The sequence below is a fragment of the Lactobacillus sp. S2-2 genome (assembly GCF_021698855.1).
Lineage (GTDB): Bacteria > Bacillota > Bacilli > Lactobacillales > Lactobacillaceae > Fructilactobacillus.
Genome location: NZ_WWFA01000007.1, coordinates 1 through 26,734 on the forward strand (window position 1 = coordinate 1; position 26,734 = coordinate 26,734).

35 protein-coding genes and 1 other annotated feature are annotated in these 26,734 nt (G+C 25.1%); of the genes, 18 read left to right on the forward strand and 17 right to left on the reverse strand.

Going from position 1 to position 26,734, the window contains the following annotated elements; translation table 11 throughout:
- The 3 genes from GSH19_RS04575 to GSH19_RS04585 form a co-directional block, all read right to left on the reverse strand.
- A partial coding sequence (locus tag GSH19_RS04575; RefSeq protein ID WP_237026924.1) for a transposase occupies nt 1-292 on the reverse strand: 292 nt, incomplete at its 3' end.
- A 65-nt stretch (nt 293-357) separates the two neighbouring features.
- Nucleotides 358-1,068, reverse strand: a complete 711-nt coding sequence (gene budA / locus GSH19_RS04580; protein ID WP_237026925.1) for an acetolactate decarboxylase — start codon at nt 1,066-1,068, stop codon at nt 358-360.
- A 29-nt stretch (nt 1,069-1,097) separates the two neighbouring features.
- Nucleotides 1,098-1,421, reverse strand: coding sequence for a helix-turn-helix transcriptional regulator (locus GSH19_RS04585; RefSeq protein WP_237026926.1), 324 nt, complete (start codon nt 1,419-1,421; stop codon nt 1,098-1,100).
- A 68-nt stretch (nt 1,422-1,489) separates the two neighbouring features.
- On the opposite strand from GSH19_RS04585, the gene GSH19_RS04590 reads away from it, so the two are divergent.
- Nucleotides 1,490-2,059, forward strand: coding sequence for a cadmium resistance transporter (locus GSH19_RS04590; protein WP_237026927.1), 570 nt, complete (start codon nt 1,490-1,492; stop codon nt 2,057-2,059).
- A 51-nt stretch (nt 2,060-2,110) separates the two neighbouring features.
- Here the strand turns inward: GSH19_RS04590 and GSH19_RS04595 are convergent, their stop codons facing one another.
- The 4 genes from GSH19_RS04595 to GSH19_RS04610 form a co-directional block, all read right to left on the reverse strand.
- Nucleotides 2,111-2,971: a MetQ/NlpA family ABC transporter substrate-binding protein gene (locus GSH19_RS04595; RefSeq protein ID WP_237026928.1), complete on the reverse strand. Its 861-nt coding sequence runs from the start codon at nt 2,969-2,971 to the stop codon at nt 2,111-2,113.
- Between the two features lie 21 nt (nt 2,972-2,992).
- On the reverse strand, nt 2,993-3,769 hold the full coding sequence (locus tag GSH19_RS04600; protein ID WP_237026929.1) for an acetoin reductase: 777 nt from the start codon (nt 3,767-3,769) through the stop codon (nt 2,993-2,995).
- Nucleotides 3,770-3,838: 69 nt separating this feature from the next.
- Nucleotides 3,839-4,083: a binding site (T-box leader), on the reverse strand.
- Nucleotides 4,084-4,187: 104 nt separating this feature from the next.
- On the reverse strand, nt 4,188-5,105 hold the full coding sequence (gene rbsU / locus GSH19_RS04605; RefSeq protein ID WP_237026930.1) for a ribose/proton symporter RbsU: 918 nt from the start codon (nt 5,103-5,105) through the stop codon (nt 4,188-4,190).
- A 165-nt stretch (nt 5,106-5,270) separates the two neighbouring features.
- On the reverse strand, nt 5,271-5,477 hold the full coding sequence (locus GSH19_RS04610; protein WP_237026931.1) for a hypothetical protein: 207 nt from the start codon (nt 5,475-5,477) through the stop codon (nt 5,271-5,273).
- A gap of 113 nt (nt 5,478-5,590) precedes the next feature.
- On the opposite strand from GSH19_RS04610, the gene GSH19_RS04615 reads away from it, so the two are divergent.
- Entirely contained in the window at nt 5,591-6,121 is a 531-nt protein-coding gene (locus GSH19_RS04615; protein WP_237026932.1) for a TetR/AcrR family transcriptional regulator, read from the forward strand.
- Nucleotides 6,122-6,148: 27 nt separating this feature from the next.
- Here GSH19_RS04615 and GSH19_RS04620 read toward each other — a convergent pair whose 3' ends face one another.
- Nucleotides 6,149-6,700 carry a hypothetical protein gene (locus GSH19_RS04620; protein WP_237026933.1) on the reverse strand — a complete coding sequence of 184 codons (552 nt, stop codon included), beginning with the start codon at nt 6,698-6,700 and terminating at the stop codon, nt 6,149-6,151.
- 138 nt (nt 6,701-6,838) lie between these two features.
- Here GSH19_RS04620 and GSH19_RS04625 point away from each other — a divergent pair, with 138 nt between their 5' ends.
- On the forward strand, nt 6,839-8,020 hold the full coding sequence (locus tag GSH19_RS04625; RefSeq protein WP_237026934.1) for an HNH endonuclease: 1,182 nt from the start codon (nt 6,839-6,841) through the stop codon (nt 8,018-8,020).
- A gap of 77 nt (nt 8,021-8,097) precedes the next feature.
- Here the strand turns inward: GSH19_RS04625 and GSH19_RS04630 are convergent, their stop codons facing one another.
- From GSH19_RS04630 to GSH19_RS04645, 4 genes are all read right to left on the reverse strand, one after another.
- Entirely contained in the window at nt 8,098-8,778 is a 681-nt protein-coding gene (locus GSH19_RS04630; protein ID WP_237026935.1) for an FAD-dependent oxidoreductase, read from the reverse strand.
- Nucleotides 8,779-8,904: 126 nt separating this feature from the next.
- On the reverse strand, nt 8,905-9,930 hold the full coding sequence (locus GSH19_RS04635; RefSeq protein ID WP_237026936.1) for a zinc-binding alcohol dehydrogenase family protein: 1,026 nt from the start codon (nt 9,928-9,930) through the stop codon (nt 8,905-8,907).
- 121 nt (nt 9,931-10,051) lie between these two features.
- A complete protein-coding gene (locus GSH19_RS04640) occupies nt 10,052-10,651 on the reverse strand; it encodes a helix-turn-helix domain-containing protein (RefSeq protein WP_237026937.1) in 600 nt (199 codons plus the stop codon).
- A 232-nt stretch (nt 10,652-10,883) separates the two neighbouring features.
- Nucleotides 10,884-11,078 (reverse strand): hypothetical protein, encoded by a 195-nt coding sequence (locus tag GSH19_RS04645; protein WP_237026938.1) that lies wholly within the window; start codon nt 11,076-11,078, stop codon nt 10,884-10,886.
- Nucleotides 11,079-11,258: 180 nt separating this feature from the next.
- Between GSH19_RS04645 and GSH19_RS04650 the strand changes: the two genes are divergently transcribed.
- The 6 genes from GSH19_RS04650 to GSH19_RS04675 all read left to right on the forward strand — a co-directional run bounded on the left by GSH19_RS04650 (nt 11,259) and on the right by GSH19_RS04675 (nt 13,666).
- Nucleotides 11,259-11,582: a PadR family transcriptional regulator gene (locus tag GSH19_RS04650; RefSeq protein WP_237026939.1), complete on the forward strand. Its 324-nt coding sequence runs from the start codon at nt 11,259-11,261 to the stop codon at nt 11,580-11,582.
- The gene (locus GSH19_RS04655) at nt 11,569-12,168 is read left to right on the forward strand and encodes a DUF1700 domain-containing protein (protein WP_237026940.1); all 600 of its coding nucleotides are present in this window, start codon (nt 11,569-11,571) and stop codon (nt 12,166-12,168) included. Before GSH19_RS04650 ends, GSH19_RS04655 begins: the two co-directional genes overlap by 14 nt.
- Complete coding sequence (locus GSH19_RS04660; protein WP_237026941.1) at nt 12,155-12,304, forward strand: hypothetical protein; 150 nt, start codon at nt 12,155-12,157, stop codon at nt 12,302-12,304. Before GSH19_RS04655 ends, GSH19_RS04660 begins: the two co-directional genes overlap by 14 nt.
- Nucleotides 12,283-12,759 (forward strand): TetR/AcrR family transcriptional regulator, encoded by a 477-nt coding sequence (locus GSH19_RS04665; RefSeq protein WP_237026942.1) that lies wholly within the window; start codon nt 12,283-12,285, stop codon nt 12,757-12,759. Before GSH19_RS04660 ends, GSH19_RS04665 begins: the two co-directional genes overlap by 22 nt.
- Nucleotides 12,752-13,336, forward strand: coding sequence for an NAD(P)H-dependent oxidoreductase (locus tag GSH19_RS04670; RefSeq protein ID WP_237026943.1), 585 nt, complete (start codon nt 12,752-12,754; stop codon nt 13,334-13,336). Before GSH19_RS04665 ends, GSH19_RS04670 begins: the two co-directional genes overlap by 8 nt.
- Nucleotides 13,337-13,411: 75 nt before the next feature.
- Complete coding sequence (locus GSH19_RS04675; RefSeq protein ID WP_237026944.1) at nt 13,412-13,666, forward strand: hypothetical protein; 255 nt, start codon at nt 13,412-13,414, stop codon at nt 13,664-13,666.
- Nucleotides 13,667-13,749: 83 nt separating this feature from the next.
- Here GSH19_RS04675 and GSH19_RS04680 read toward each other — a convergent pair whose 3' ends face one another.
- From GSH19_RS04680 to GSH19_RS04690, 3 genes are read right to left on the reverse strand one after another with little or no spacing between them, the layout of a single operon-like run.
- Nucleotides 13,750-14,487 (reverse strand): TraX family protein, encoded by a 738-nt coding sequence (locus GSH19_RS04680; RefSeq protein ID WP_237026945.1) that lies wholly within the window; start codon nt 14,485-14,487, stop codon nt 13,750-13,752.
- Between the two features lie 15 nt (nt 14,488-14,502).
- Nucleotides 14,503-14,967 carry a hypothetical protein gene (locus GSH19_RS04685; protein ID WP_237026946.1) on the reverse strand — a complete coding sequence of 155 codons (465 nt, stop codon included), beginning with the start codon at nt 14,965-14,967 and terminating at the stop codon, nt 14,503-14,505.
- Between the two features lie 38 nt (nt 14,968-15,005).
- Nucleotides 15,006-15,671, reverse strand: a complete 666-nt coding sequence (locus GSH19_RS04690) for a CPBP family intramembrane glutamic endopeptidase (protein WP_237026947.1) — start codon at nt 15,669-15,671, stop codon at nt 15,006-15,008.
- A gap of 444 nt (nt 15,672-16,115) precedes the next feature.
- Here GSH19_RS04690 and GSH19_RS04695 point away from each other — a divergent pair, with 444 nt between their 5' ends.
- Both GSH19_RS04695 and GSH19_RS04700 read left to right on the forward strand, forming a co-directional pair.
- Complete coding sequence (locus GSH19_RS04695; protein ID WP_237026948.1) at nt 16,116-17,777, forward strand: MFS transporter; 1,662 nt, start codon at nt 16,116-16,118, stop codon at nt 17,775-17,777.
- A gap of 19 nt (nt 17,778-17,796) precedes the next feature.
- Nucleotides 17,797-18,228 (forward strand): Rrf2 family transcriptional regulator, encoded by a 432-nt coding sequence (locus tag GSH19_RS04700; RefSeq protein WP_237026949.1) that lies wholly within the window; start codon nt 17,797-17,799, stop codon nt 18,226-18,228.
- A gap of 72 nt (nt 18,229-18,300) precedes the next feature.
- On the opposite strand, the gene GSH19_RS04705 is transcribed toward GSH19_RS04700, so the two are convergent.
- Nucleotides 18,301-18,693 carry a hypothetical protein gene (locus tag GSH19_RS04705; RefSeq protein WP_237026950.1) on the reverse strand — a complete coding sequence of 131 codons (393 nt, stop codon included), beginning with the start codon at nt 18,691-18,693 and terminating at the stop codon, nt 18,301-18,303.
- Nucleotides 18,694-19,983: 1,290 nt separating this feature from the next.
- Between GSH19_RS04705 and GSH19_RS04710 the strand changes: the two genes are divergently transcribed.
- The 5 genes from GSH19_RS04710 to GSH19_RS04735 all read left to right on the forward strand — a co-directional run bounded on the left by GSH19_RS04710 (nt 19,984) and on the right by GSH19_RS04735 (nt 24,608).
- Nucleotides 19,984-20,610, forward strand: a complete 627-nt coding sequence (locus GSH19_RS04710) for a helix-turn-helix transcriptional regulator (protein ID WP_237026951.1) — start codon at nt 19,984-19,986, stop codon at nt 20,608-20,610.
- 387 nt (nt 20,611-20,997) lie between these two features.
- Nucleotides 20,998-21,246: a hypothetical protein gene (locus GSH19_RS04720; RefSeq protein WP_237026952.1), complete on the forward strand. Its 249-nt coding sequence runs from the start codon at nt 20,998-21,000 to the stop codon at nt 21,244-21,246.
- 546 nt (nt 21,247-21,792) lie between these two features.
- The gene (locus GSH19_RS04725) at nt 21,793-22,587 is read left to right on the forward strand and encodes an SDR family NAD(P)-dependent oxidoreductase (protein WP_237026953.1); all 795 of its coding nucleotides are present in this window, start codon (nt 21,793-21,795) and stop codon (nt 22,585-22,587) included.
- Nucleotides 22,588-22,628: 41 nt separating this feature from the next.
- Nucleotides 22,629-23,498: an aldo/keto reductase gene (locus GSH19_RS04730; protein ID WP_237026954.1), complete on the forward strand. Its 870-nt coding sequence runs from the start codon at nt 22,629-22,631 to the stop codon at nt 23,496-23,498.
- Between the two features lie 249 nt (nt 23,499-23,747).
- On the forward strand, nt 23,748-24,608 hold the full coding sequence (locus GSH19_RS04735; RefSeq protein WP_237026955.1) for a hypothetical protein: 861 nt from the start codon (nt 23,748-23,750) through the stop codon (nt 24,606-24,608).
- Nucleotides 24,609-24,641: 33 nt separating this feature from the next.
- Here GSH19_RS04735 and GSH19_RS04740 read toward each other — a convergent pair whose 3' ends face one another.
- Nucleotides 24,642-25,580, reverse strand: coding sequence for a helveticin J family class III bacteriocin (locus GSH19_RS04740; RefSeq protein ID WP_237026956.1), 939 nt, complete (start codon nt 25,578-25,580; stop codon nt 24,642-24,644).
- A 96-nt stretch (nt 25,581-25,676) separates the two neighbouring features.
- Between GSH19_RS04740 and GSH19_RS04745 the strand changes: the two genes are divergently transcribed.
- Together GSH19_RS04745 and GSH19_RS07250 are read left to right on the forward strand one after the other, a co-directional pair.
- The gene (locus GSH19_RS04745; RefSeq protein WP_237026957.1) at nt 25,677-26,300 is read left to right on the forward strand and encodes a DNA-3-methyladenine glycosylase; all 624 of its coding nucleotides are present in this window, start codon (nt 25,677-25,679) and stop codon (nt 26,298-26,300) included.
- 67 nt (nt 26,301-26,367) lie between these two features.
- Entirely contained in the window at nt 26,368-26,727 is a 360-nt protein-coding gene (locus GSH19_RS07250; RefSeq protein ID WP_370636157.1) for a hypothetical protein, read from the forward strand.
- Nucleotides 26,728-26,734: the final 7 nt, after the last annotated feature.

Genomic DNA, 26,734 nt, shown 5'->3' on the forward strand with positions numbered 1-26,734 from the left:
TGAAGATAACACTAGGGCTAGCTATTTTAAATTGAAGTGCTGTTTCTGGATACGAACTGTGGTTAGTGTGCATCCAATGCAGCACTTTTTGTTTGAACTCACCAGGATATATTATATGATTTGTCATTGGTTTAATTCCACTCAAACCATAGGTTTGATACAGTTTTACCCAATACAAAATTGTCCCACTTCGTTTGATATTATATTTCTTACATAAATAGTTAGAGCTGTGTCCTTTTTCTAAATATTCTAAAACAATTTTTATCTTTAATTCAAAATTATATTTAACCACAAAAAGACCCCCAAAAGTCAGATTTTTCTGTCCAACTTTTGGGGGTCACTTCACTTCATGCTTTTTTATTTTTCAGCTTTTCCAATCGCATCTTCAATATCATCATTAGAAAAATCATGGTTTAAATACTCTTCATCTTTTGGCAAGTCTTGTTCAAGTTTATAAAGTTTTTGTCCATTAACATATCCACTTTCCATTTTAAAATCTAAAATATGTCCACCCATCGATAAATCATCAGCCAAAAAATGAGTATGAAACCCACCTACTGCAGGTCCATTAAATAATTCAGGAGCATAATAACCAATAATAGTCCCCTCAACATTATTTTTTGTAAAAATACTTTGATCTTTGGCAGAATTTTCTAAAGTCGTATATGGTTCTTCTTGTTTTTTTACTGCTCTTGTTTTCATAAATGAAAAAATTCCATGAATTTTTACAGCAATAAATATATTGTTTGTTTTATTACTTTTTAAAATTTGTTCATATAATTGACTTGCAGAAGTCTCATTATTAACTGTAAATAAATTATTGAAATCAGCATAATGAACATCTGCAAATGGTAATTTAAAATTATCATTTAATTTATTAACATCCCCATCACCATTGACTTGATAAGTAGTTCCATTAATAATTATTAACTCACCATCAAGGCCCTCACCTGTTCCAATTCCAGTATCTCCATGATTTAAAATATCGTTCAAGCTTGCAGTTCCTTTAAAAAGTCCTGGTACTAAAAGTGCTAATGTTCCATATTGGTACAAACTATTTTTTTTCAATGTATTGTCTTCTTTCTAATTATACTATTTTATACTTCACTATGACTTTTACCTTGTAAAACATGCTTAACATGATTTGCAGTTGATTCAATTACGTTCAAAATATGTGGATCATCTAATTTATAAAAATTTTTTTTACCTATTTTTTGTGAACTAACTAATTGATGTTTTTTTAAAATTGCTAATTGATGTGAAATCTGTGATTGTGGGATACCTAAAGCTTCAACAATTTCATTCACACTAAATTGCTTATTTTCTAACATAATTAAAATGTTTAATCTTATGTGATTACTTAATAATTTAAAAACTGCTTCCATTTCATTTTTAAAATTTTGTTCTTCATTAGTATTCATTTAAATTGACTCCTTTATATGTCAATGATAACATATGTTATATAATAGATATGTGAAAAGAGGCACCTATGGAAAATTTACCGTTAATAACAATGTTATTTATTGGCGTAAACTTAGATTTTTTTGTCGTATTATTATTTTTATTACAAAAATTCAGTTTTAAAAATACTTTATTTGGATATGAATTAGGTATGATTATTATTTTTATAATAAGTGCCCTTCTAGGACAATTTATTCAAAATATAATTCCAGAGTGGAGCATTGGATTACTAGGGTTAATTCCTATTTATATGGGAATTAAAGGAGAAAATAATGAAGATAATAAAAATACAAATAGCAAAAAAGGCATTTTAGCAGTAATATTAATTTACTTTGCTAGTTGTGGATCAGATAACCTTTCAGTTTACATTCCAGTCTTAGCAACAATGAATTTAAATAATATTTTAATTACTATTGTTTACTTTATTATACTAACATTTATTTCATTAGTATTAGCCACTTACGTTTGTAAGATCCCTATTATTCATAAAATCTTTGAAAAATGGGGCGGCCCCATCAGTCAAATAATTTACATTTTAATTGGAATTTTCGTCATGTTAGAAACCGGATTAATTCAAAAAATAATTTCACTATTTTAATATAAAATAAATAAAGCAATAAAAAAGCTATGATAAATTATCATAGCTTTTTTATTTTCTTAAATAATTGGAAGATTTATTTACTTCAATTTTGGTTCCATCAAATTCCTTTTTAATATAATTTTGAACTTTTTTATTATGATATAAACTAACTAATTTTTTATATTTAACTTTTTGCTTACTACTTGAAGCAGTCGCCAATATATTTACATTATCTTTAGTTGATTGATCAACTTGTTCATGTGCAATTGAATCTGTTAAAACATTCAAGTGACCTTCTAAAGCAATCGTATTACTAATTAGAGCTGCTGCAATTGTTTTATCACTAATTACTCTTGGTCCAGTTGTGTCATCTATTTCTTTAAATTTTAAATGACGTGGATTCTTCAAAATATCATTCGTTCCAGATAAGTTCCCAAAATTATGTTTCAAAGTAATTAAACCGACTTTTTCAAGTAATTTTAATCCTCTAGCAGTATTTGCCGGATTATTTGCGATTGCAATAGTAGACCCATCAGGGATTTCATTTATTTTTTGATATTTTTTAGAATAAATTCCAAGTGGTTCTAAATAAGTAGTTCCTAATAATGATAATTTATTTTCTTTATTTTGATTATTGTAAGCTAAAAAATATGCATAAGATTGAAACGCATTTACATCTACTTTTCCTTGTGCAGTAGCTGTATTAAGTGATACTCCATCTGTATAACTTTGTACATTTAATTTTAAATTTTCTTTTTTTGTTTCTGGTAATTTAGCAATATAATTCCAAATTTTGGCATCTGAACCAATTGTTCCAATCGTAATTTCTTGATTTTTTTGTTGAACAGAATGATTATGAATAACAAAAGTTAACCCACCAATTCCTACAATCACAATTATGCTAATCAATATTTTTATACTTTTTTTCATTGAATTATCTCCTTTTATTTTTTAATGAAATCTCATTCCACCATCAATTAAAATTGATTGTCCCGTAATATAATTAGCTTTTTCTGATGCAAAAAATGAAACTACATTAGCTACGTCTTGTGGTGTTGCAGGTTTTTTTAATGCTATTTCATCAATTACACTCTGACGCTGTTTTTCTGGAGTGGTATTTTTTAATTTAGCAGTTCGTTCATCAATATAATCACGCAATTGAGTTATAACAATTCCAGGATCGTATGCATTAACCGTAATATTATCTTTAGCTAATTCTTTAGCAGCTGATTGTCCCAATCCTCTAATTGCAAATTTAGAAGCTGAATATGATCCTTGTAAAGCAGATCCTTCGACAGAAGCTAACGAAGCAGCGTTAATTATTTTCCCACCATTTCCTTGTATTTGAAATTGCTTAGCAGCTGCTTGAATTCCCCAAAATGTTCCTTTTAAATTAACATCTAAAAGCCGTTCAACTTGTACAGGATCACTATCAACAATACTATTAATATAAGCAATACCAGCATTATTAATAAAAACATCTAAATGACCAAAATCATTAATAACTTTATCAACTAATGAAAATACTTGATTACGATTTGCAACATCTATTTTATATGCAATTGCACTATTTTCATTTTTCTCGTTAATTTCATCTTTTACTTTTTCAGCTGCAATTTCATCAATATCTGCAATTGCTACTAAGTAATTTTCACTGGCTAATTGTTTTGCAATTGCAGACCCAATTCCTTTACCACTACCAGTTATAATTGCTACTTTTTTTGTCATTTGAATCACTCCTTTTTAATTAATTAAAAATATTAAAATAAACAAAAAGACCCGCCTCTAGTTATTTAAACTAGAAGCGGGTCTTTTCCCACGGTACCATTCCATTTTAATAATTATTTACACAATTACCCTTCATAACGTCATTTAATAAACTAACGCGTGCAATGAATAATGGTTGCCACCCCATCAGTATTTGAATATCAATACTGCCAATTAACAGGCCATATTCATAATCATCGAATCTATTTGCTCACATCAACCGCAAACTTTCTGAAATATCGAACAATTACTACTCTCCTGATCTTTTTGTTTATCATTATATATTTAATCTTTGTTTATTATTATAGATAATTCGTATTTTTTGTCAATCATTATAAAAAAAGATATTCTCTGAAAAAGAATATCCTTTAAATAATTATTAAATAAATACTGTTACAGAAGCACCAAGTACTATGATAATCAAACCAGCAAATGTAAGAGCCAATTCTTTTGGTGTCTTTCTTTGTTTAAGTACATAAATACCTGTTAATGTTGAAACAATAACAGCCATTTGTCCAATAATGAAAGCAGTAGCCAAACCATTCATGTCTGGTTGAGCTGAAATTAAGTACATTAACATACCAAAACCTTGTGATAGACCTGCAAAAATTTGTAAGTATGAAACTTTTTCTGCAAAAATATTTCCATCTTTTAAATTCATTAAATTATAAACAATTACAAATATTACCATTCCCAATGCTTGGGGTAAGAATGCTTGCATCCCACTCATTGATCCCATATTAGGTACCAATTTTTGTACTGATGGCATTGTTACTAATTGTGGTAATGCTGAATAAACCAAGAATCCTAATGCACCAATGAATTGATACATAATTGCTTTCTTTAACTTACCACTATCACTTTCTTCTTTATTTTCTGTCCAACTAGTTAAAGTTGCACCAATAATAATAGCAATTAGAGCAATAAAACCAATAATTTTACCAGTTGTACCTGTCCAGTTACCTAGAACAAATACTCCCCAACAAGAAGTTAAAATTAATTGAAACGCAGTAGAAACTGGCATTACTCGAGATGATCCAACTAATTTAAATCCTTTAAATTGCATAATTGAACCAATTCCCCAACTGAATCCTGAAAGAACAGCTAGGAAGAATGCAAAGCCTCCAGGCAATGGAATTTTAGCAACTAGTACTAAAATAATAGCAAAAATTAAACTACCAAATGCGGCTCCAAATACTCCGTTTATTGGTTTTCCACCAAATTTAGATGAAATGGTTGGAAATAAACCCCAACCAATCATTGGACATAATCCAATTAAGATAGCAAAAAGATTCATGATTGTATCCTCCTTTTTCGTAAGCGTTTTCATTTACAAATACAATTATACACCTGATTACTATAAATACAATTTATTTAACCTTTTTAAACTAAATAAAAACTAGAAATGCTTTTCAATAAGTATTTCTAGTCTTTGTTGAGAGAACTCCTAAAAATCATTTAATCATTCTTCCATTTTTCTTTTATTTTCTAATTTCATTCTATTTTTTGCATCTTTAATACTTTCATCATCTTTAGTTAAATATTGATCCACAAACTTATCTTCTATTTTATTATATCCACCTAATACTTTATATTTGATTTTATTATTAATACTAACTAACTTTTCTGCTATCCTATGATTAACTTTTATTAATTTTGATTTCGCCATTTTATCTCCTTCTTTCTATCTAAGCTATAAATTTATTTTATTGTGATTTATAATCGTAAACAATCATCAATAAATTAACAATTGTTGGATTAATAAATAAAAGAGGTGTTATTATGGCAAATACAGAAAATAATTGGGCAAAAAAAAGGTCAATAATGCAATTAGAAGATTCATTTATTGCTTTATTACAACAAAAACCTTTTAATAAAATTTCTATTACTGAAATTTGTAAATTAGCAAAAGTTAATAGATCAACTTTTTATGCTAACTTTATTGATATTTATGATTTAATCGAAAAAATTCAAGATAATATGATCCATGAAATATCAGACTTATATGAATATGAACTTAGTTTTCAAAATGAATCAGCTAGTTTTTTTAAACTTTTTACTCATATAAAAGATAATAAAAATCTTTACAAAACATATTTTAAATTAGATTTAGATTTACACTTTTCTATTGCAAATTATAATAAAGAACTAGCTAAAAAATTATTTAATAATCAATATTTAGACTATCATTCAGCCTTTTTTAGAGCTGGTATTACATCAATTATCAAAAAGTGGTTGTCTGATGATTGTAACCTCAGTCCTTTGGAAATGACTCATATTATTGAAAGTGAATATCAAAATAAAATTAAATAAAAAAATGATTTACCAATTGGTAAATCATTAATTAGAACTTCCGTAAGTTTTAATTAATCCTTCTTTATCGCTATCTGATAATTTAGTATTAATCAATTTATTTGTTTGCTTATTATATAAAATACTATTTGGATTACTATTATAATCTAGTCCCACTCCATAAGCTATTCCACTCATAGCGATACCTACTAATTCATCATGAGTATAATTATATTTATTTATATTCGTTCTATTTAAAAAAATAGATGAGGCACTTATATCTCTAGAATTTAAATAAATAGATCTAGGTGTTTTTAAAGATTTTGCTTTAAATGATCTACTACTTAATAATAAATAGGCATTCTTTCGACTACTTTTTTTAAACTTAATAGCACCATTGTTATCAAAGCCTTTAAGTGCATCACTCCAAATATTTTTATATTTATTTGAAGAAGCTTGTACATAATAAGGTATTGTTTTACTGAAAAATAACCCATTATGTGGAGTAGGTGTACCAGCACTAATTTTTTGAACACTAAATATAATCAAAAATGAAAAAGTTAGTAATACAATTGATAGATACTTTTTTAGTTTATTCATTTATAAATCTCCTTTTAATTAGCGTTATTTTAATAAATAACTTACAACTTTATTATATCATTTGTAAAAATAATCATTTAATAAGTGATTGTGGTAGCGTATAATTTTATTGTATATATTTTTTTAAGGAGCACCGATATGGAAGATACCCCTGAAAACTATAATTCAGGATGTAACTTTGTTATTTATATAATCGGTTTAATTTGGTTAGGCTACTATATTTGGCCACTACTTATTTTATTTTTTGTAATTTATATTATCTACAAACTCATTAAATTACATAAAATGAAAAAAACACAAAATGATGAAGATGAATCAGAAGATTATAATTCTAGCATTAATTTTATTGTTTATATAATTGGTTTAATTTGGTTAGGCTATTACATTTGGCCAATATTCATTCCTATTTTAATAATTTATTCAATATATAGAATAATTAGAAATCATAAAATGAAGGAATATTTTAATAGCAAAGAATTTTTAGAACACAAAAAATCAATCTATAATACCATCCAAGATTATAATGAAATTGCACAATACGCTAAGGAAATTCCAAATAATAGTAATTTTATTCCTAAAGAAAAAGATTATTCTTATTTAGCATCATTTGAAAACACTAGCACTCATAATTATAAGCGAGACAAAAATATCTCTTCTAATTCTGAAAACACTTATTCCACATCCCTCCAAATTGTTAGAAAAGCTTCAAAAGAACCCATTAAATATTTATGTAAATATTTTAAAATCACTCCAACTAAATCAAACATCACACAATTGCAAGAAATTGGTCAAAATATTTCTAAAATTGAAAATACAATTGATAATTTAAATCAAAGACAAAATCAATTAGAAAATAATTTCAATCCTCCTAAATTCATTAGTAAATATTATAAAAATAGATTATTTGCACAAATAGGAATTAATCGCCCGCAAATTAATATTATCTATGCCACTTACTCTTTTGAATATATTAGTGCTGGTGGTAATAGCTCTCAAAAAACTAAAATCAAATTCAACTCTGAAACAATTGAAGCTATTTCACAATATTTATCAGATAAAATAACTCATAATAAAACTTCTGCTATTCAAAGATCTCTAATGACAAATAAATTAAGAAATCATATCAAAGAAAGAGACAACTACACTTGTCAAAATTGTGGAGCTTCAATTGAACAACAAAGTTTATTATTATTAGAAATTGACCATATAATTCCAATCTCCAAAGGTGGCACTTCAGTCGAAGAAAATTTACAAACTCTTTGTTGGAAATGTAATCGAAAAAAATCTAATAAGTTATTAACCGAAGATACTGTTTATTAATAAAAAAGTTCTACAAGATAGACAATAATCTAACTTGTAGAACTCTGTTAAAGATCTTAAATTATTAAGATCTTTTTTTAATATCCAAATAAAGTATCTTCTTTTAATCGATCTTCATTAATACCAAGATCTTTAATGTAGCTATCCATGCCCTCAACAAATTTTGGTGAACCTGACATGAAGTAAAGACCTTCATTACTGTATTTATCAACTAATTTACTTGCTTCTTCTTTAACTTCATTTGAATGTTGTACTTTAATAAACTTAAAATTCAACAAACTAGTTTCACATTTTTCGAAGAAATCTTTGAAAAAGTAAAAATCTCTTGATGAATATAATAATGTAATTTCGCCACTATATTCTCGTTTGATTAATTCTTCAACTAAAGCATGGATTGGTGTAATACCAACACCACCAACGACAAATATTAAAGGTTGTTCATCATTATCATCAGGTAAAGTAAATTTACCTTGAGCATCATCAGATGAAACAACTTCACCCTTTTCTAAACTAAATAATTCTTTTTTAAAACTACTAATTTCTGATCCAGTTCTTGTACAAAAAACCACTTCTTCATCAGAAGGTAAAGATGTCATTGAAAAAGCACGGTTTTGTTTACCACTAACATTACGTGTTGGTAATGTTAAATGAGTGTATTGACCTGCTTCCCAAGTAAATGATTCATCCTTTTTAAAACTAAATTCATAGTAATCATCTTGTAAATTTTTGTATCCTTGAAATTTTAATTCTTTATCCATATTAAATCACAAAAAACTCAATAAAAAATCATATTTATTGGAGTTATTATCTCCTTTTAACAAATTATAAGTTCACTATGCTATAACATTAAGAACCTATAATACAATTCTATCACTTTATTGCATTTAATTTTTAATAACTACTTTACCAATCATATGATTATTTTCTACTAATTCAGTTGATTGACGTAAATTTTTTGCATTAATTGGTTTAAAAGTCTTTGTTAATGTACTTTTTATTTTTCCATCGTCCAATAAATTACTTACTTCATCTAAGATTTGGTGTTGGGTAATCATTTTAGATGATTGAAACCATGATTTTGTATACATCCATTCCCATCCAAAACTAACCATCTTATTTTTTAAAGAACTAAAATCTAAGTTACTACCTGATCCAGTTGTGGAAACAATTTTCCCAAATGGGGCAATTAAATTAGTGATTGTTGACCAATAATAATCTAAATTGACCAATTCCAAAATATAATCAACATAATCATAACCTAAATCATGAATTTGTTTTTCAAGATCATTATGATAATCAACTACAAAATCAACGCCATGTTCTAATTCCCACTCTTTAGTTGAATCATTACCAGCAGTAGCAATTACTTTTAGTCCAGCCAAGTGAGCTAGTTGTGTTGCAATTGAACCAACTCCTCCTGCACCATTAATAATTAAAATTGATTTATTAGCATTATTTTCATCATTAATATCGATATTCATTTGTTCAAATAAAGATTCCCATGCAGTCAATGCAGTAAGTGGCATTGCTGCACTTTCTTCAATACTTAATTTTTTTGGAGCATGACCTACAATTCTTTCATCGACTGATTGGTACTCACTATTACTACCTGGTCGATCATAGGCACCAGCGTAAAATACTTTATCACCTAAATTAAATAAATCAGTCTTTGAGCCTACTTCCATTACTGTGCCATAAGCATCATATCCAATTACTTTAGGATTCAAAAGAACGTCTTTTTGACCTTTTCTTGTAAAAATATCTACAGGATTAACTGAAGTAGCTTCTACTTTAACTAATAAATCATGTTCTTTAAGTTGTGGTTTTTCTGTTTCAAAATCAAATAAACTATTTTGATCACTAATAGGTAAATATTCTTTGTATCCAATTGCATTCATCATTTTACTCATAATAATTCTCCTCGATATCTAATTACTTTCATCATAAAACTAATGAATAAATTTACAAGAATAAAATTTAGTGAATTAAAGAAGATAAATATTATGAAAAACAAACTGTAATTATAAAATATTATTTTATTAATTTAAAAATTAGAATTATTAATATTATAAAAAATAAAATACTAATAAACTTAATTAATCGATATTCATCACTAGTATTATTTTTAGATTTATTAGTAGATATTGAATCATAAACTGGATATTTATTATATAAATATTTTTCTACAAAGAATATACGAATAATATATATAACAAGAAATCCTATTGGCCATAAAATTAACCATCCAAAATAAAGAATATTTAAAAATAATTCATTAGAACTTTGAACTCCTGATACATATTCTCCTGTGACTAGCATAAATATAATAAAAAATATAACAGCCAGAACTCTATATAAATTTTTAAAAAATTTATACTTTGCGATTTGATTTTGCTGTTTTCTACTTTCATCTATAATTTGTTTTGACTTATCTGTTTCATCTAGTGAAACAAACAAATCACTTATTCGAATTTGAAAAGCATTTGCAACTGATTTTAATGTATCTAAACTTCCATCTTCACCCGATTCCAATCGTTGAATTGTTCTTACATTAACCTCACTTTTTTCAGATAACTCTTCTTGAGTCCATCCTTTTTCTTTTCTTAATGAAGCTATTTTATTTTGCGTCATACTATCCGATCTCCTTTATTTATAATGTGACTAAAATTTACCATTACTATCAAAAATTAAACACGGCAATTACACGAAAATCACCCGACAGAACCCGACAATGCTTTTATATCAATACTTTATAAAGTATAAATTTAATAATCAATAAAAAATAACTTGCTTTTTATTCTCTAAAAAAGGAATCAACTAACCAAAATAGTTGATTCCTTTTTGATATTAATTCATTAAGTAATTAATTTTTCTTTTTCGATATGTAAATACAATAACCTATTAAGCCTAAATAAATAATAAGCCAAATAATAATTAAAAAATACCAATTAATTTGAAAATTAATAATATTAGTTAATACTAAAAAAATCATGATAATTAAAAAGATTGCAAAGGAATATAAAAATAATTCAGAAGCTCGTTTAATTATTTTAATCATTATTATATTCCTCCTTTAAAATTATAATTCAATTTACATATAAATTTCTTCACTAACTACAATACTCAATTATTGAATATTTTCAATAATTTTTGTGTCTATTTATCAGAGACATGTTTAATTACCTATTGACTTAATACCTCGCATAAAATAGTATGTCATTTAAGGAGGCATTTTTATATGAACAGTCAAATAAAAAAAGGGTTACTTGATATTTGTGTATTATCATGTATCAACAAAGAAGATTCCTATGGTTATAAAATAATTAAAACCTTAGATCCTTTAATAAAAATTTCAGAATCAACTCTATACACCATCTTAAAAAGATTACTTACTAAAAAACAAATTATTCAAAAAAATGTAATTCATAATAATCGAATTAGAAAATACTACAGCATTACTGACCAAGGTAAGTTAGAAATTGAGAATTTCTTAACTCATTGGTCAGAAGTTGATGGCATTATTAAATTTATCAAGGAGGATATTGATGATGAAAAAAAATGAATTCTTATATAAATTAGAAAAATTACTAAAAGATCATAATATTAATAACTATGAAAATTATTTAACCTATTATTCAGAATATATTGATGACCTACTTGAAGAAGGTACTCCTGAAGATGAAGTATTTTCTAGAATTGGAACACCAATTGATGTATTTAATAAAATAACTAATGAAAACAGTGAAACAATTAATGTAACTAAACCTAAACATAATCTTTCAAATAAACTTATTTTTTGGATAGGTTCTCCAGTCTGGTTTCCTATTTTATTAAGTCTTGGACTAATTATCGTATCATTATTATTCACAATTTCTGTTCTCATTATCGCATTTTTATTTACATTATTTGCCATCAGTTTTGCATTTTTATTAAATTCAATTTGGTTAATGTTTGGAAGTTTTGTTTCCCTTTCTCTAAATGGTTTTGGCATCTTTTTATTTGAATTTGGTTTAGGAATCTTATCAATTTCAATTAGTCTTATTGTTTGGGAATTACTGATTCCATGTATAAAAATATCAAACAATCTATTTAAAAATTCATTTAATTATTTAAATAAAAAAGGAGTTAAAAAAAATGAAGTCATTTAATTATAAAGTTATTTACATAGCACTTATTTTATTTGTTATATCATTAGTAATTATTTTTATCGGTCTTTCACTACTAAATTTTAATTTTCAAACAATTTCAGATAAATCTGGAACTTGGTACTTTCCAATCAACTGAATTTAACAACTGGAGCTTTTTACAAACATTTTAAAAATAAAAATGAATTGTTTTTAGCTACTGCAGAAAAACTATCAGAAGATTTATTCAATCAATTAAACCAACCAAATACAGATGATGATGTCAAAAAGCTACTAAACTTAGGTAATAATTTACTTGATTATTTTACTAAAGAACCATATCTAATTGATTTTCTATTTTTTGATCAATCTAATATCAAATACACTGATCAATATAACTTCAAACTTTTAGAGTTAGTAAAAAATTATATTCATAATATCGTTTATAACAATCATTTAAACATTGATGAAGAAACTTTGTTTATCCAAGTTTGGTCTTTTATTCAAGGATATGGAATGTTATTAAGAAACAACATCGTTACCAAAAATCAGGAATTTTTAAATAAAACTTTCTATCAATTTATTAATCATGAGGAGTTAAATAAAAATGAATAAAACATTAATTATCTACTGTCATCCCTATACAGGTAGTTTTAATCATGCCATTTTAAAAGAAGTGGAAAATAATTTAAATAAATCAAATCAAGCTTATGATTTAATTGATTTATATGCTGAAAATTTTAATCCAATTTATGATCAAGAAGAATTACGACTTTTTCATGATGGTCAAACTCATGATGAATTAGTAATTAAATACTTAAATTTATTAAAATCTTGTAGTAAAGTAATTTTTATAACTCCCATTTGGTGGAATTCAATTCCTGGTATGTTAAAAGGATTTATTGATAAAGTTATGAAGGAAGGAGAAGGACTAAGTCACACTGTTAATAGTTGGGGAATTCATGGTGAATTAACCAACATTAAACAAAGTTATGTTTTAACTACTTCAACTTCTCCAACACTATATTTTAAATTATTCATGGGAAACAGTATCAAGAAAATCTTTATCAACAAAACATTAAAACAAATTGGAATAAAAAAAGGAACCTGGATTAACTTTGGTGGTATTACTAATTCAAAAAATGATCGTCGAAAAAATTATTTAACTTACTTAAAAAAGTATCAATTTTAAAAGTACTTAATTTATAATTACTTATTTCTTTTTGGTATATAATAAGGTTGAACCAAATAAAAGAGGTGACCTAAAATGGAAAATATTCAAAATACTAATTGTGAAAATGACTGCATGAAGTTTATAAATAGTAACAATAGTGAAGATGAAATCTCCATACAGGTAAGTGATATTGTTTCTGCTTTAAAGAATCAATATTCTATAGATCAGATTTATCGATCTTTAAATAACTTAAGGAAAAAAGAATTTATTGATGGTGGAATTGAAATGTCCAAAGATGAAATGGGTAATCCTGTAACTAATATTTCGCCAATTTTAATAATTGAATAATATGTTAATTAGTCACTCCAATTCGAGTGGCTTTTTATTTATTCAAATTAAAAACAACTGAAACTTTTTCAGTTGTTTTTTTTTTAAAATGCATATGTAATAACATAATGAATAATCGCTAAAATTATTAAATGAGTTGGATAAAATACATAGAATGACTTACCAATATTCGCTCCCTTTTCTCCATTATAACAATTAGCAATTAATATAAATGGGACGATTGCAAAAAATAAAACTAGAAATTCTTGTAAATTATCCATAAATGAAAATTTAGGAATAAAAATTAAAAAGTTTAAAATATCTAAACAAAATAATCCTAGAACTCCTGCAACAATTCTTAAATGTTGTTTTTTTACTTTGGCAAATAAATAGATTCCAATAACTGCTCCACTATCACCATAATCAGATAAAGAAAAAATTGAAAGGACCACAAATCCAAAAATAATTAATCCCTTTTTCCACTTAGAGTCAACCATATCGGAAAAATATAAAGCACAAAGTCCAAATAGTAATGTAAAAATTGTATCTAATCCAATTTCTCTAAAGACTAATATAAACGGAATCAAACTAACAATCGCTAAGATTCCTAACCTTTTTAGATATGATTTAATATCATGGGTATGTCGGTATCCTTCAGAAATACAGAAAGCAAAAACTGGAAATGCTATTCTTCCAATAAAATGCATACTATCAGATAAATAATTACCTGATAACCAATTTTCATTTACAGCATCACTCCAAATAATATACGGCGTATGATCTAAAACCATACAAATCATCGCAATTATTTTTAAATTAGTATTATTTAAAAATTTTGGCATTATTTTAACTCCTTATTAATTATTTATAACAACAATAAATCTAATATAAATAGTCCCAAGAAAAATAAATATTAACTGTAAAATTCTCCTTATAAAAATAACATTAATTAATTTATTATCTATCTCTTCATACCAAGGTTCATCTGAATATGTTTTTTTTAATCTTATAAAATTAATTAAATAAAATACAAAACCAAATAAGATTAATCCTAAAATTATTATGAAAATATGATTAGTTAATCCTTCAATAAAATTCATAAATAAAATCAATCCTAAAATAAACCCATATAATATATAAAAATTATTATTTATTACTTTTTGATAAAACTCAAATAATCTTAGACTATGTATTCCTTCACTTCTTGCAATTTGTTGACCAAATTGCATTTTTAAATTTTTCGTTTTTTTCTCATTTACTCCATCAAATAACGATAAAATTAACAATAAAACACTGAATATAATCAGAAAAATACTATTCATAATTTTTTACCTCTTTTCTTATAATTTTATATCTCAATTCACATAAAAATAATTGGTAACATAAGTATAAAATCATACATAATATGCGCTATTATTCCACCAAATATACTATTTGTTTTAATCCAAGCATATTCAAACCAAATTCTGTTTAATCCGATAACAATAAACATTTGATAAAGATTCCAATTATAAGCTCGAAAATGTAATAATCCAAAAAATAAACAACTAACTACTATTGCTATAAAATAAGAAGCTTTTTTATTAAATTTAAAGGAACTATATTTCAAAATTGGAAAAAATGCAGCTGCCACAATAATTTCTTCGCCAGATAATGAAATTATCATTTTCAATAGAGCAATAATTTTACGTATAAAATCTACATCTTCTAACTTAGTTATAACCGTATTCGCAGAAATTGTTTGACCTAATAATTTACCAAGTAATGTAAAAACTGTTGAAAAAATAAATGCAAAAAGAACTGTCAAAAGAATGTACTTAAAAGATTTCTTTTTCATTTTAAAAAACAAATTTTTAATAGTAGAAATATCAAACTGCAAAATTAGTGCTAATAATCCAACAACAAAAAATGTAAACCAACTTACATGATAATTTGAAAATCCATATATAGTACCAATTAATATAATAAATAAACTAAATATAGTTCTAACATTATGTATTTTAGAATTCTTTATAGTTTCAAACATGATAAATACTAGCTCCTCTAAATATAGTTTTAATTATTTGAATAACTTTAAAACATAAAATATACATACAATCAAAAACACTAGAACAAAAATAAATAAAATGATTCTTAGTAAAAAGTAAGGAATAATCAGCCAATTATTCCAATTAGGTCTTTCTTTCCTTAAATCTTTAAATTCAAATAATGCACCTAAAAATTCAAAAATCGAAAGAAATATATCAATTAACATAAAACCTCCAAAATAACTTTTACTTTGGTTATTAACCTACCATATATCTTAATAAATTAGTATATAATTTGATGCTATAGTTCGTAGACACTTAATTATCCTTTTAAAATTAAGCATTGAATAAAAAGTATATAAGATATATACTTTTTACATTAAATTGATGTTTAATATTATTTTTAAGGATCATTTTAAAATAAATTTTTTGGAGTTTAATAAATGAGTAAGAATAAAAAAATACTAATAGTATTTGCAATGTGTTTAGGAACATTTGTAAGTCTTCTAAATGAAACAATTATGAATATTGTTTTACCAGAAATTCAAAATGGATTACATACTAACTTAGGTACTATGACTTGGGCAATTAATATATACACTATTTTATTTGCTTCACTAACCATTCCTTTCGGAAGATTATCAGAAAGAATTGGAATTCATAAATCGTTTATCATTGGTCTTTTAATCTTTTTATTTGGTGCAATTATAGCTGCTATTTCAACAAATATTAATATTTTAATTTTAGGACGAGGTATTCAAGCTTTAGGTGTTGCTTTTATATTTCCATTATCAATGATAATTGGTATTTCAACTGTTTCCGATAAAAAAAGACCTTTAGTGATCGCACTTCTTGCAATGACACAAGGTCTTGCCGGAGCTCTTGGTCCTACTATTGGTGGTGTATTGTCAGAATATTTAAATTGGCGATGGGTTTTTATAATTAATATTCCAATCATTATAATTACATTGATAATATGTTTTATTAGTCTTAACTTTAAAGAACAAATAAACAAAGTAAAAATCGATATTTTAGGAAGTATTTTAAGCTTTGTAATTTTAATCAGTTTAACTTTAGGTTTAATTCAAGGTAATAAGTGGCATTGGAATAGTTTATTAATAATTTCATTATTTATAACAAGTTTAGTTTCTCTATTTATATTCATTTGGTATGAAAATTCAATTGATCATCCAATGATACCAATGAAATTATTTACTTATCGACAATTTAATGGTGCTTCTTTATCTATTCTAATCAGTACGGTATTCTTTGTCGGAGTCTTAGTTGTATTGCCAACTTATTTTGTCAGAATTCAAAATAAATCTGATTTAATAGCAGCCTTATTAGTTACCCCTGCTTCAGTTTTGATTTGTATATTATCACCATTTTCTTCGATGTTAGTTAATAAAACTGGTGGAAAGTTACCAATAATATTAGGAACTTTAAGTATGGGGACAGCTTATATTCTATATTGGAATATAGATATGAATAACTATATTAGTGTTAGTATTGCTTGTGCATTCCTAGGTGCTGGCTATGGTATAATCGTAGGTGCGATGCAGGCTCTTGCTGCTGCAGATTTCAAAGGTGAATTACTAAATTCATCACAACCTGTTATATTAGTTATGCGATTAGTTGGATTTGCTTTAGCAGCATCTATTTTTATTACTGCTTTGAATAACAATATTGAAACCGCAAAAATTGATTCTATTTTTTATGCAAAAAATGAAATTAATACATTAAAAATATCATCAAATCAAAAACGAAATTTATTTTATAATGTAAAAAAACAAATTAATGAAACCAAAAATACAAATAATGCCAACTTTAAAATAAATAAAACAAAAAGAAACATCTTGATAAATAAAGAAATAAATAAATTACCTATTTCCGTTAGAAATAAAGCTTATAAAATTATTGCTAATAAAGTAAACAACACTATTAATAAACAAGAAAATAAAATTAATAGTGTAATAAATAAAATAAAACATAATTCAAAAAAACAATTTAAATCTAGTTTTATTAAGATTTACAAATACGCAACTCCTTTTGTCTTTTTTATGATTTTAATTTCTTTCTTTTTTCCTAGAAAAAAAAGAAATTAAGGAAAGAAGGTTCAATAAAATGGCTTATTCAAAAGCATTTTCACAATCAATTGCAATCCTTTCATATATTGAAGTAGGTTCTAAATTAGAAGATTGCGATTATATATCAATTAAAGATATTTCAAATAACTTAGCAATCCCCATTCCTACAATCAAAAAATTAATTGCTATGTTAAAAAAAAGTGAATTACTAATTACAAAAGCTGGAATTGATGGTGGATTGCATCTTGCTAAATCTGCTTCTGAAATATCTTTATATGACATATTTTTTTCAGTTGAAGGAAATTTAAATCTATTTTCTTTATACAAAAACTATGATGCAACAAATATAAAATTTGATAAAAAAAATATTGAAACTATTATTGATCACGAAGAAAAAATATTAAATAACATTGATAATAAAGTAATTAATCATTTAAAAGAAGTTAATTTAAATGATATTTTAAACTAAATTATCAAAAAAATAGTCAATTAATTCTTGTAATGTAAGAAATTAATTGACTATTTTTATTTTTTAAGTTTTTTAATTTTTAATCAAGTTAACAACAAATTTTATATTTAAATTATCTCTATTTATAATAGCTTTTACATCATTGTTTGATAACTTCTTTTCAATTTCACTCATTTTTTTATTCATGATAATTCCAGCATACTTTTTTTCGAATGGATATTTTTTATCATCAAATCTATTTACAAAATCTTCTTTAGTATAAATTGATTGGTTTAAATCATCAAAATTAACAACTAAACTATCCACATATTTATCTTGATCTAATATTGATTGTAATTTTTTATTAATTGTATTAAATAAGTCATTACAAAAATTATTATCATTATCCATATTTACTTTATTTTGTTTATCTTTAATTTGTTGATTATTATTTTGAACTTGCGTAACTAAATCTTTAGTACTCATTAAATCATCACCTCTACGAAAAGGATAGTTAAAAAAATAATGTAATGCAAACTATAAGTAGTATGTTGAAAAAATAAAAAAGAGAATAACTATAAAGTTAATCTCTTTTTTAATCGTAAGTATTAAATTAATATATTTTATTTTTTATAATGATTATTGATAAATACTAATGAAAAATTCCATGAAAATAATAACAAAATAAACCATAAAAAGGTTAATTTTTCATTGATGATTATTAATAAAGTATAAATTATCAATAAAAAAATTAAAGTACAAGTTTTAATCCAGTATTTTTTATTGTTGTGCATAATAAATTAGTCCCCTTTTTTAAATATTTCTGAATAATATAAATGTATCTAACAACTAAATTAATTGAATAATAACTTCATATTGAAATTGAAAATCAATCAATTAATTAATTAAATTTTACTTAATCAGTTTCGAGGCCTCATATGTATGATAGCTTAATACCTTATCATATATAAAAAATAACAAACTAACTCAATCGCTTGTCTTAAAAAATGTTATTAATAAATTAGTAACTTATTTATTTCAAATTAAAGATTTTAATAAGGGAATTTAAGCTTCCTAGAATAAAAAAAGCAATAAGAATAAATTCAAATACTGACTTTGCTATCCCTAAAGTACTTATCCCCTGTGTCAAAATATAAAACAATGCAATAAATCCTAGTATCACTGTTAATATATCAAAAAATATTATGACACTATTACTAAAGGAACTAAAAATTTTTTTCATATTAACCACCTTAATTAATTTATAAATCTAATTAACTTACTTTCTTGGCCAAAAATATTCTCTTATTACATTTGCAATATAAAATATTATAAGAAAAATTCTTGCGTATAAAGAAGATAAATTAAAAAAATTACTAAATAAAAACGATAATAATATTATTAATATAAATGTCATTCCAAAAACAATATTTGTATTATTAATTGCATTTTTTAGTTTAGTAAAATCAATCAACATTTTATTGAAAACCTCCATTTCCTGTAAAGATATCTATAACTTATCATGTATTAAAAATAAAATATATACATTTTAGGTCTATTCTAACTAGACTATGATATATCAACGATTGGTACATCTTCTTACCAAAAAAATAACGTCCTAAATAAGCATTATTTACTAATATATTATTTTTCAAATAATGTATTTATTCCAAAAATCTTCCCAAAATCCTCTCGTTAATTGAATCATAATCTTAAATCCACCTCATTTATTTTTATAGTATAATGATTACTATAAAAATAAAGGAACATGAAAGAATGCAATTTAAAAATAAACTATTAACACTGAGGAACGAAAATAAATTAAGTCAAGAAGAATTAGGTAATAAATTATACGTTTCTAGAAAGACTGTTTCCAGTTGGGAAAATGGACGGACATTACCAGATATACAAACAATCATTACAATAGCTGAGTTATTTAACGTATCATTAGACTATTTATTATATGATGATAAAGAACTAATAAATAAATATGAAAATAACTCAAAAGTTGATAAAAAATTCAGTTATATCAATAGAATTTCCTATTTTGCAAATACATTTCTGATTTTAGTTTTACATTTAACTATAATTAATCCTTTTAATATAAAAAGTCGATTTATTATTTTATTTTTAAATTTATCTATGTTCATATGGTTGTTGACTTTTAAGGATTGGAAAAAAATATACAAACATAAAATAAAAGTTATACTTTCATTTCTAGCTATCTTTTTAGTAGAATTTAACATTAGAATTTCTTTAGACTCCGATATCATGAACAATTTAACTCAATTATTTTCAAATAAATTGGCTTTAGCAAGTTTACTAGCCATTGGATTAAAAAGTTTTTTCATAAGTATAAGTATCTTAATTATTTTATTTGGATATGATAAGAAAGAAAATTAAGAACAAAGAGGCCTCTACATTACGTAGAAGGTCTCTTTTAAATTGCATATACATTAGTTAATTCTTTGATTTCATAATAGATATCTAAAATATCTTTTTCTTTCATTACTTCATATTGACCAGGGACAGCATTATATATTAATTCTCTATTTGTAACATTTATTTGATTAATTGTTGATAATTATTTTCCCCAATAATAAAACTCTTTCTTAAATAAAATTTCTTTTGCTTTTTCACTATCAGCAACTAACATATCAGGATCACCAGGACGTCGACTTTTTATTTCAGCGTTAATTTTTTTATTAGTAACCTTTCTAGAAGATTGAACAATCTAATTAACAGAAAAACCATTAAAGATGAAAGAAACATTGACAAGAGGATGTCTCAATGAAAAAAACTTATTATTTATCGTTAATAGGAATCATATTATCCTGGGGATTATTTATATATACAATAACCCACGCTATAAGTATTGGTAACTTTTGGTCAATAAATCCTATCATTTCACATAATGTTCCTCATGGGATAGCAGGATGGTCATTAATTTTAGGATTTATTTTTATACTTTTAACTATTATTTTTTACTTTTTAAAATCATCTAATAATTTAAAAAGAACAAGAATTAATCGTAATTAATTCTAAAATCAAGCTATTATTTTTGCTATTCTAAAAAATTGGAGTTATAACCAAGTAAACAAATGGAGATGAATAAAATGAAAAGTAATTTTAGTTTAATTAAAGATAAATTGATGGATAAAAACATGATTTCTAAATTAATACTTATCTTTATTTTATTTAATTGTTCTAATTTTTTAGGAAATAGCTTGATAGCCAAATTTTTTATAATGTTATATGATATTTTTTACATTATTACTTTATTTAATTATATAAAGATGAAAAGAGCAAAACGTAAAATTAGTTAGTTAACAAAATCCAACAATTCAAAGCTAAAAACAAATACCCATTGCCATAGCGGTTAATGGGTATTTTTATATTGTTAACTTTTCCGTTATACTAAATCCAAAATAAGATGGAATTATACGATAAAAAGATATTATTAGTTAATAATTACAATTGAATAAATATATTTACAAATAGTTTTTAAAATTATAAAAAGCACTTTACTTATTAAAAATAAGTGATATGATAATATCATCTTGTTAAAAAGGAGTGTTCAAAATAATGAAAATGGACTTAGAAGGAAAACTTGCGTTAGTTACTGGGTCAACTAAAGGAATTGGAAAAGCAATTGCAATTGAACTGGCAAAAGAAAAAGTAAATGTCATTATAAATGGTAGAAATAGAGATCAAGTTAATGATGTTATTAATGAATTAAGTAATAATTATCCAGATGTTAATTTTTATGATGGAACAGCTGATATTTTAAATAAAGATGATCAAGCTAAATTACTTTCTAAATTTGAAAATGTTGATATTTTAATTAATAATATGGGAATTTTTAAACCAATGAATTATTTTGATATTGATAATGATACTTGGATGAATTTCTTTAAAACTAATGTTTTGACTGGAAACGAATTATCTAAATTTTATTTACCAAAGATGCTAAATAAAAATTTCGGACGTATTATTTTTATTGCTAGTGAAGAAGCAATTATGCCTTCAGGTGAAATGCCTCAATACAGTATGACTAAATCAATGAATTTATCTTTAGCTAAAAGTTTATCTAAACTAACTAAAGGAACTCAGGTTACAGTAAATACCATTATGCCTGGATCCACTTTGACTGAAGGTGTTTCTAATATGCTTTATGATATGTATAAAGATACAAATTTACCTAAAGAAGATTGGGAAAAAGATTTTATGAAAAATCATCGTCCACTTTCCCAAATTCAAAGATTTGTTAGACCTGAAGAAATTGGACGATTTGCTACTTTTGTTTCAAGCCCATATGCATCATCATTTTCTGGTGAAGCTTTAAGAGTTGATGGTGGTATGGTGCCAACCATTTTTTAAAATATCTAAAATAAATTATTAATAATAAAGGATAAAATATAATGCAATATAAAGAATTAAATAATGGTATTAAAATGCCACAATTAGGTTTAGGTGTATTCCAAATACCACAAAATGAAACTAAAGAAACTGTTATTAACGCTATTAAAGCAGGTTATCGCGCAATTGATACTGCTAGAGCTTACGGAAATGAAAAAGAAACTGGAGAAGGAATTAATGAAGCCATTTCTAATGGTTTAGTTAAACGAGAAGATTTATTTTTAACTACTAAAGTTATTTTTAATGAATATGGGTACGAAGCAACTAAAAATGCTATTGAAGATTCATTAAATCAATTAAATCAAGATTATATTGATTTATATTTAATTCATCAACCTTATGGTGATATCTATGGATCATACAAAGCATTAGTAGAAGCAAAAAATGAAGGAAAAATTAAATCATTGGGTATTTCTAATTTTTATCCAGCAAAATTTGTTGAATTTATGCGTGAAGTTAAATTAAGAAACTGGCCAAAGCCAGTTATAAATCAAATTGAATATAATCCCTTAACACAACAAAAAGTAGCCAGTGATTTTATTCCTAAATTTGATGTTCAAATGGAAGCTTGGGCTCCTCTTGCACAAGGACGCAATAATATTTTTAAAAATGAATTATTAAGTAATATAGGAAAAAATCATAATAAATCTGTTGCACAAGTTATTTTACGTTGGATTATGCAAAATGATATTGTTACTGTTGTTAAATCAACAAATCCTAAACGTTTAGAGGAAAATATTGATATATTTGATTTTGAATTAACAAATAAAGAAATGGAACAAATTAATTCTTTAGATACTAATAAACCATCGATGGATCACCAAAATCCTGAATTTACTGATGATTTTTATGATATGATTTATGGACTATAAGTTATATTATGTTTTATAGTTAACATAATATAGCTTATCCGAAGTTGAAGGATAAAAGACCGCTAAATCAACGTTTAGCGGTCTTTTGCTTGGATAAAGTTTGTGAAAAGAAAATAGGAGAAAAATTGCCCCTTTAACCATGCATGTTTCACACGTTTTTCATTTGTGAATTTTTTTGATGACAGTTGTATTTTTTCCGTAACAAATGTTTCTTTTCTTGTTATACTAAATTCAAAAGGAGATGAATTTATGCAATTAAAAAAAATACTAAAAGTAGCGATGTTAGCTGGTTTGATTAGTGTAGGGAGTACTTATTTCTTCAGTAATCATGCGGAAGCTAGTATTAAAAATGAATTTCCGCGTATTAAAAAAAATAGTGATTTAAATGGGAATAGTTTAAAATTAATTAATCCCAAAAAATCAAATGTTAGATATAAAAGATACAAAATAATTAATCGATCTAATATTAAAACTAAGTTATTTTTTCAACAAGGTGGAAATTTTTTTTCTAAAAATTTAGGTATAAAATATCAGATTAAGAATGGTTCTTCTTATGATGGAAATGCTTTTTATGCTGATGCTAAAGAGAAACTATACAATAAAAAAACTAAACAATATAATACTTATTATCATTTATCTACTCTAAATGGTAATAAAATGGGTTGGACTTGGGATAAAAATTTAGTTGCTTATCAAAGTTCTAAAACTAAATTAAATAAAACTATTCGCAGTATTTTTCCGGGAGCTAAAGTAAATTCAGATTTGCAGTATTTAGTTAACATGGGAGAGACAAATGTTTATTCTCTTTCTAGCCTTGCTTCTGATAATCCTTATTATGAATACATGGATGAAATAGCTGGAAATAGAACTTATGTTTTACGAACTTATTTTAATTCTAAAATTTCTTCTAATTATGACCAGAAATATTATCATAAATTAATTTCAAATAAGATTAGTTATAAAAATTATGTAAAAACATTAATTCATCATAATTTAAAGCATTTGGATTTAAACAAAAAATCATATAAAAATTATCAAATAGGAGTATTAAGTTATCCTAAATCAAGTCCTAGATATGGATACTTTAGTCTTTTATTAAAGGAACCATAAAAAAAGGTATGCTAATTAGCATACCTTTTTTATTTATTTTAATAAACTTTTACTAAAGCCATAAACTTTATTTCCGTAAGTGTATTCATTACCATAATTATCATTTTTATGGTAAGACATACTGAATAGTATTTGTGATCCATAAATATACGGTGCTTCAGTTTCTACTTGAGTAGCATTAGCTGAGTTAAAAGCTCCAGTTAAGCTAATTTGTTTTCTGCTACCGCTCCAATAATATTTAGTAATGGTTGGTCTAGCAGCACTTGCTGGTGACTTTTTAATATCACTAGATACATAAATTGCATCACCATCTGATAAAGCAAATCCTTGAATTGATGATTGTGATAATGAAATTGGGTGATCTTTAATAACACAGTTTCTAGCTGATGCATTAGATAAAGCTAAATATTTACTTGCAGTAGTAGCGTTATCTAGAGCATTATTTAATTTTTTATTATCATAAAGAGTAAAATAAGTTTGATTATTAGTCATTGTTGTCGCAATTAATAGCTTTTCTTTGTTTGATGATAAAGCGGCATCAAATCTTTTTAAAGTTCCTAATGAATTACCACTTTTAGTGGCACAATTAATTGATGATAAACGAGGAACCTCTGTATTTCCGTTATAGATTTTACCAGGAATGAATTGAATTCGAGCTAATTGTGTTGACCAATATATTCCACTAATGGGTGTATCTCTTTTTTTAGTACCTACCCAAAAGTAAGGGATTCCATTGTGAGAAAAATAAGCTAGGGTTTGTGAGTGTCCAAAATTTTTAAGTGTCATAACTTCTGCATTACTAAAATCAACCGTTTGACTATTTCCAGTTGGTTTTAAAGTTCTAGAAATATATAAATCAGTTTTACTGTTTAGTTGGACAGCGTAGAAGTATTTTGATCCGATAAAGATATTTTGAACTACATTCTTTTTAGGTAAATTAATTAAATCATATTGTCTTGTTGCTTTTGCCATAATTATTAAGGACTTAATATAATGAATCATCCTTAATTTTTGTATTTAATGAAAATAAACATCATAATAAAGTAAAAAAACTAAAAGGATAATACTATGGAAGAATCTATTTTTTATTCAAATGATAAAACTGAAAATATCGCAAAAAAATTACTAGGAATGACTTTAACCTATAAATCAGCACAAGGATTAGTTGGTGGAATCATTGTTGAAACTGAGGCTTACCTAGGTCATAAAGACTCTGCTGCTCACGTATATAATGGAAAAAGAACTCCATCAAATGAACCTCTTTATAGTAACCCTGGTGCTATTTATATTTATTCAATTCATGGAAGATATCTTTTAGATATTGTGACTCAAGCAAAAGAAACCCCTGAAGGAATTTTAATAAGAGCTATTGAACCAACTATTGGTAAAGATATTATGGAACAAAATCGTTTAAAGCACGGATATGACTTAACTAATGGTCCAGGAAAACTGATGGAAGCTTTAAATATTCAAGATAAAAAAATGAATTATCAAATTATTAATAGTGGTAATTTATGTATTAATTCAGATAATCATCTTCCAGCAAAAATTGATGAATCAAGTAGAATTGGTGTATCCGATAAAGGTGACTGGACCAATGCTAAATTAAGATTTTCAGTTAATGGAAATCCATATGTCTCAAATATGAAAAAAAGTTTAATTGATAATGAAAATTATGGTTGGATAAAATAACTAAACAAATCTTATGTATCCTTTTATGCTATGATAAAAAGAGTTCATAAAAGGAGATATACATATAATGAAAAGAAGATTGTTGTTTTTAATCACACTATTATCTTTAATTTTAGTTGGTGGATTTTCAAATAATATTTCAGCAAAAAATACATCAAACCATGAATATTTATTAGTGATGGGACATGGTGCTGGAGATTCTGGTGCTAAAGGAAATGGAACAAGTGAAGCTACTTTTTTACGTAAGAAAATGTTACCTAAGTTAAAAAAATACGCTAACAAACTTCCTAATAAAAACATTAAATTTTATAATCCAAAGCATAATATTGTAAAAGATACTTTGGTATATCATAAAGGATCATATAAAATTAAAAAAAATACATCTGTAATTATGTTTCACTTAGATGCACCATATGGTACCGGTTGACATGTAA

Bases quoted from the DNA above. Each gene is read 5' to 3' on its own strand.
- GSH19_RS04585 (WP_237026926.1), bottom strand. From the start codon at position 1,421: ATGAATACTAATGAAGAACAAAATTTTAAAAATGAAATGGAAGCAGTT.
- GSH19_RS04590 (WP_237026927.1), top strand. From the start codon at position 1,490: ATGGAAAATTTACCGTTAATAACAATGTTATTTATTGGCGTAAACTTA.
- GSH19_RS04595 (WP_237026928.1), bottom strand. From the start codon at position 2,971: ATGAAAAAAAGTATAAAAATATTGATTAGCATAATTGTGATTGTAGGA.
- GSH19_RS04600 (WP_237026929.1), bottom strand. From the start codon at position 3,769: ATGACAAAAAAAGTAGCAATTATAACTGGTAGTGGTAAAGGAATTGGG.
- rbsU (WP_237026930.1), bottom strand. From the start codon at position 5,105: ATGAATCTTTTTGCTATCTTAATTGGATTATGTCCAATGATTGGTTGG.
- GSH19_RS04610 (WP_237026931.1), bottom strand. From the start codon at position 5,477: ATGGCGAAATCAAAATTAATAAAAGTTAATCATAGGATAGCAGAAAAG.
- GSH19_RS04615 (WP_237026932.1), top strand. From the start codon at position 5,591: ATGGCAAATACAGAAAATAATTGGGCAAAAAAAAGGTCAATAATGCAA.
- GSH19_RS04620 (WP_237026933.1), bottom strand. From the start codon at position 6,700: ATGAATAAACTAAAAAAGTATCTATCAATTGTATTACTAACTTTTTCA.
- GSH19_RS04625 (WP_237026934.1), top strand. From the start codon at position 6,839: ATGGAAGATACCCCTGAAAACTATAATTCAGGATGTAACTTTGTTATT.
- GSH19_RS04630 (WP_237026935.1), bottom strand. From the start codon at position 8,778: ATGGATAAAGAATTAAAATTTCAAGGATACAAAAATTTACAAGATGAT.
- GSH19_RS04635 (WP_237026936.1), bottom strand. From the start codon at position 9,930: ATGAGTAAAATGATGAATGCAATTGGATACAAAGAATATTTACCTATT.
- GSH19_RS04640 (WP_237026937.1), bottom strand. From the start codon at position 10,651: ATGACGCAAAATAAAATAGCTTCATTAAGAAAAGAAAAAGGATGGACT.
- GSH19_RS04645 (WP_237026938.1), bottom strand. From the start codon at position 11,078: ATGATTAAAATAATTAAACGAGCTTCTGAATTATTTTTATATTCCTTT.
- GSH19_RS04650 (WP_237026939.1), top strand. From the start codon at position 11,259: ATGAACAGTCAAATAAAAAAAGGGTTACTTGATATTTGTGTATTATCA.
- GSH19_RS04655 (WP_237026940.1), top strand. From the start codon at position 11,569: ATGAAAAAAAATGAATTCTTATATAAATTAGAAAAATTACTAAAAGAT.
- GSH19_RS04660 (WP_237026941.1), top strand. From the start codon at position 12,155: ATGAAGTCATTTAATTATAAAGTTATTTACATAGCACTTATTTTATTT.
- GSH19_RS04670 (WP_237026943.1), top strand. From the start codon at position 12,752: ATGAATAAAACATTAATTATCTACTGTCATCCCTATACAGGTAGTTTT.
- GSH19_RS04675 (WP_237026944.1), top strand. From the start codon at position 13,412: ATGGAAAATATTCAAAATACTAATTGTGAAAATGACTGCATGAAGTTT.
- GSH19_RS04680 (WP_237026945.1), bottom strand. From the start codon at position 14,487: ATGCCAAAATTTTTAAATAATACTAATTTAAAAATAATTGCGATGATT.
- GSH19_RS04685 (WP_237026946.1), bottom strand. From the start codon at position 14,967: ATGAATAGTATTTTTCTGATTATATTCAGTGTTTTATTGTTAATTTTA.
- GSH19_RS04690 (WP_237026947.1), bottom strand. From the start codon at position 15,671: ATGTTTGAAACTATAAAGAATTCTAAAATACATAATGTTAGAACTATA.
- GSH19_RS04695 (WP_237026948.1), top strand. From the start codon at position 16,116: ATGAGTAAGAATAAAAAAATACTAATAGTATTTGCAATGTGTTTAGGA.
- GSH19_RS04700 (WP_237026949.1), top strand. From the start codon at position 17,797: ATGGCTTATTCAAAAGCATTTTCACAATCAATTGCAATCCTTTCATAT.
- GSH19_RS04705 (WP_237026950.1), bottom strand. From the start codon at position 18,693: ATGAGTACTAAAGATTTAGTTACGCAAGTTCAAAATAATAATCAACAA.
- GSH19_RS04710 (WP_237026951.1), top strand. From the start codon at position 19,984: ATGCAATTTAAAAATAAACTATTAACACTGAGGAACGAAAATAAATTA.
- GSH19_RS04720 (WP_237026952.1), top strand. From the start codon at position 20,998: ATGAAAAAAACTTATTATTTATCGTTAATAGGAATCATATTATCCTGG.
- GSH19_RS04725 (WP_237026953.1), top strand. From the start codon at position 21,793: ATGAAAATGGACTTAGAAGGAAAACTTGCGTTAGTTACTGGGTCAACT.
- GSH19_RS04730 (WP_237026954.1), top strand. From the start codon at position 22,629: ATGCAATATAAAGAATTAAATAATGGTATTAAAATGCCACAATTAGGT.
- GSH19_RS04735 (WP_237026955.1), top strand. From the start codon at position 23,748: ATGCAATTAAAAAAAATACTAAAAGTAGCGATGTTAGCTGGTTTGATT.
- GSH19_RS04740 (WP_237026956.1), bottom strand. From the start codon at position 25,580: ATGGCAAAAGCAACAAGACAATATGATTTAATTAATTTACCTAAAAAG.
- GSH19_RS04745 (WP_237026957.1), top strand. From the start codon at position 25,677: ATGGAAGAATCTATTTTTTATTCAAATGATAAAACTGAAAATATCGCA.
- GSH19_RS07250 (WP_370636157.1), top strand. From the start codon at position 26,368: ATGAAAAGAAGATTGTTGTTTTTAATCACACTATTATCTTTAATTTTA.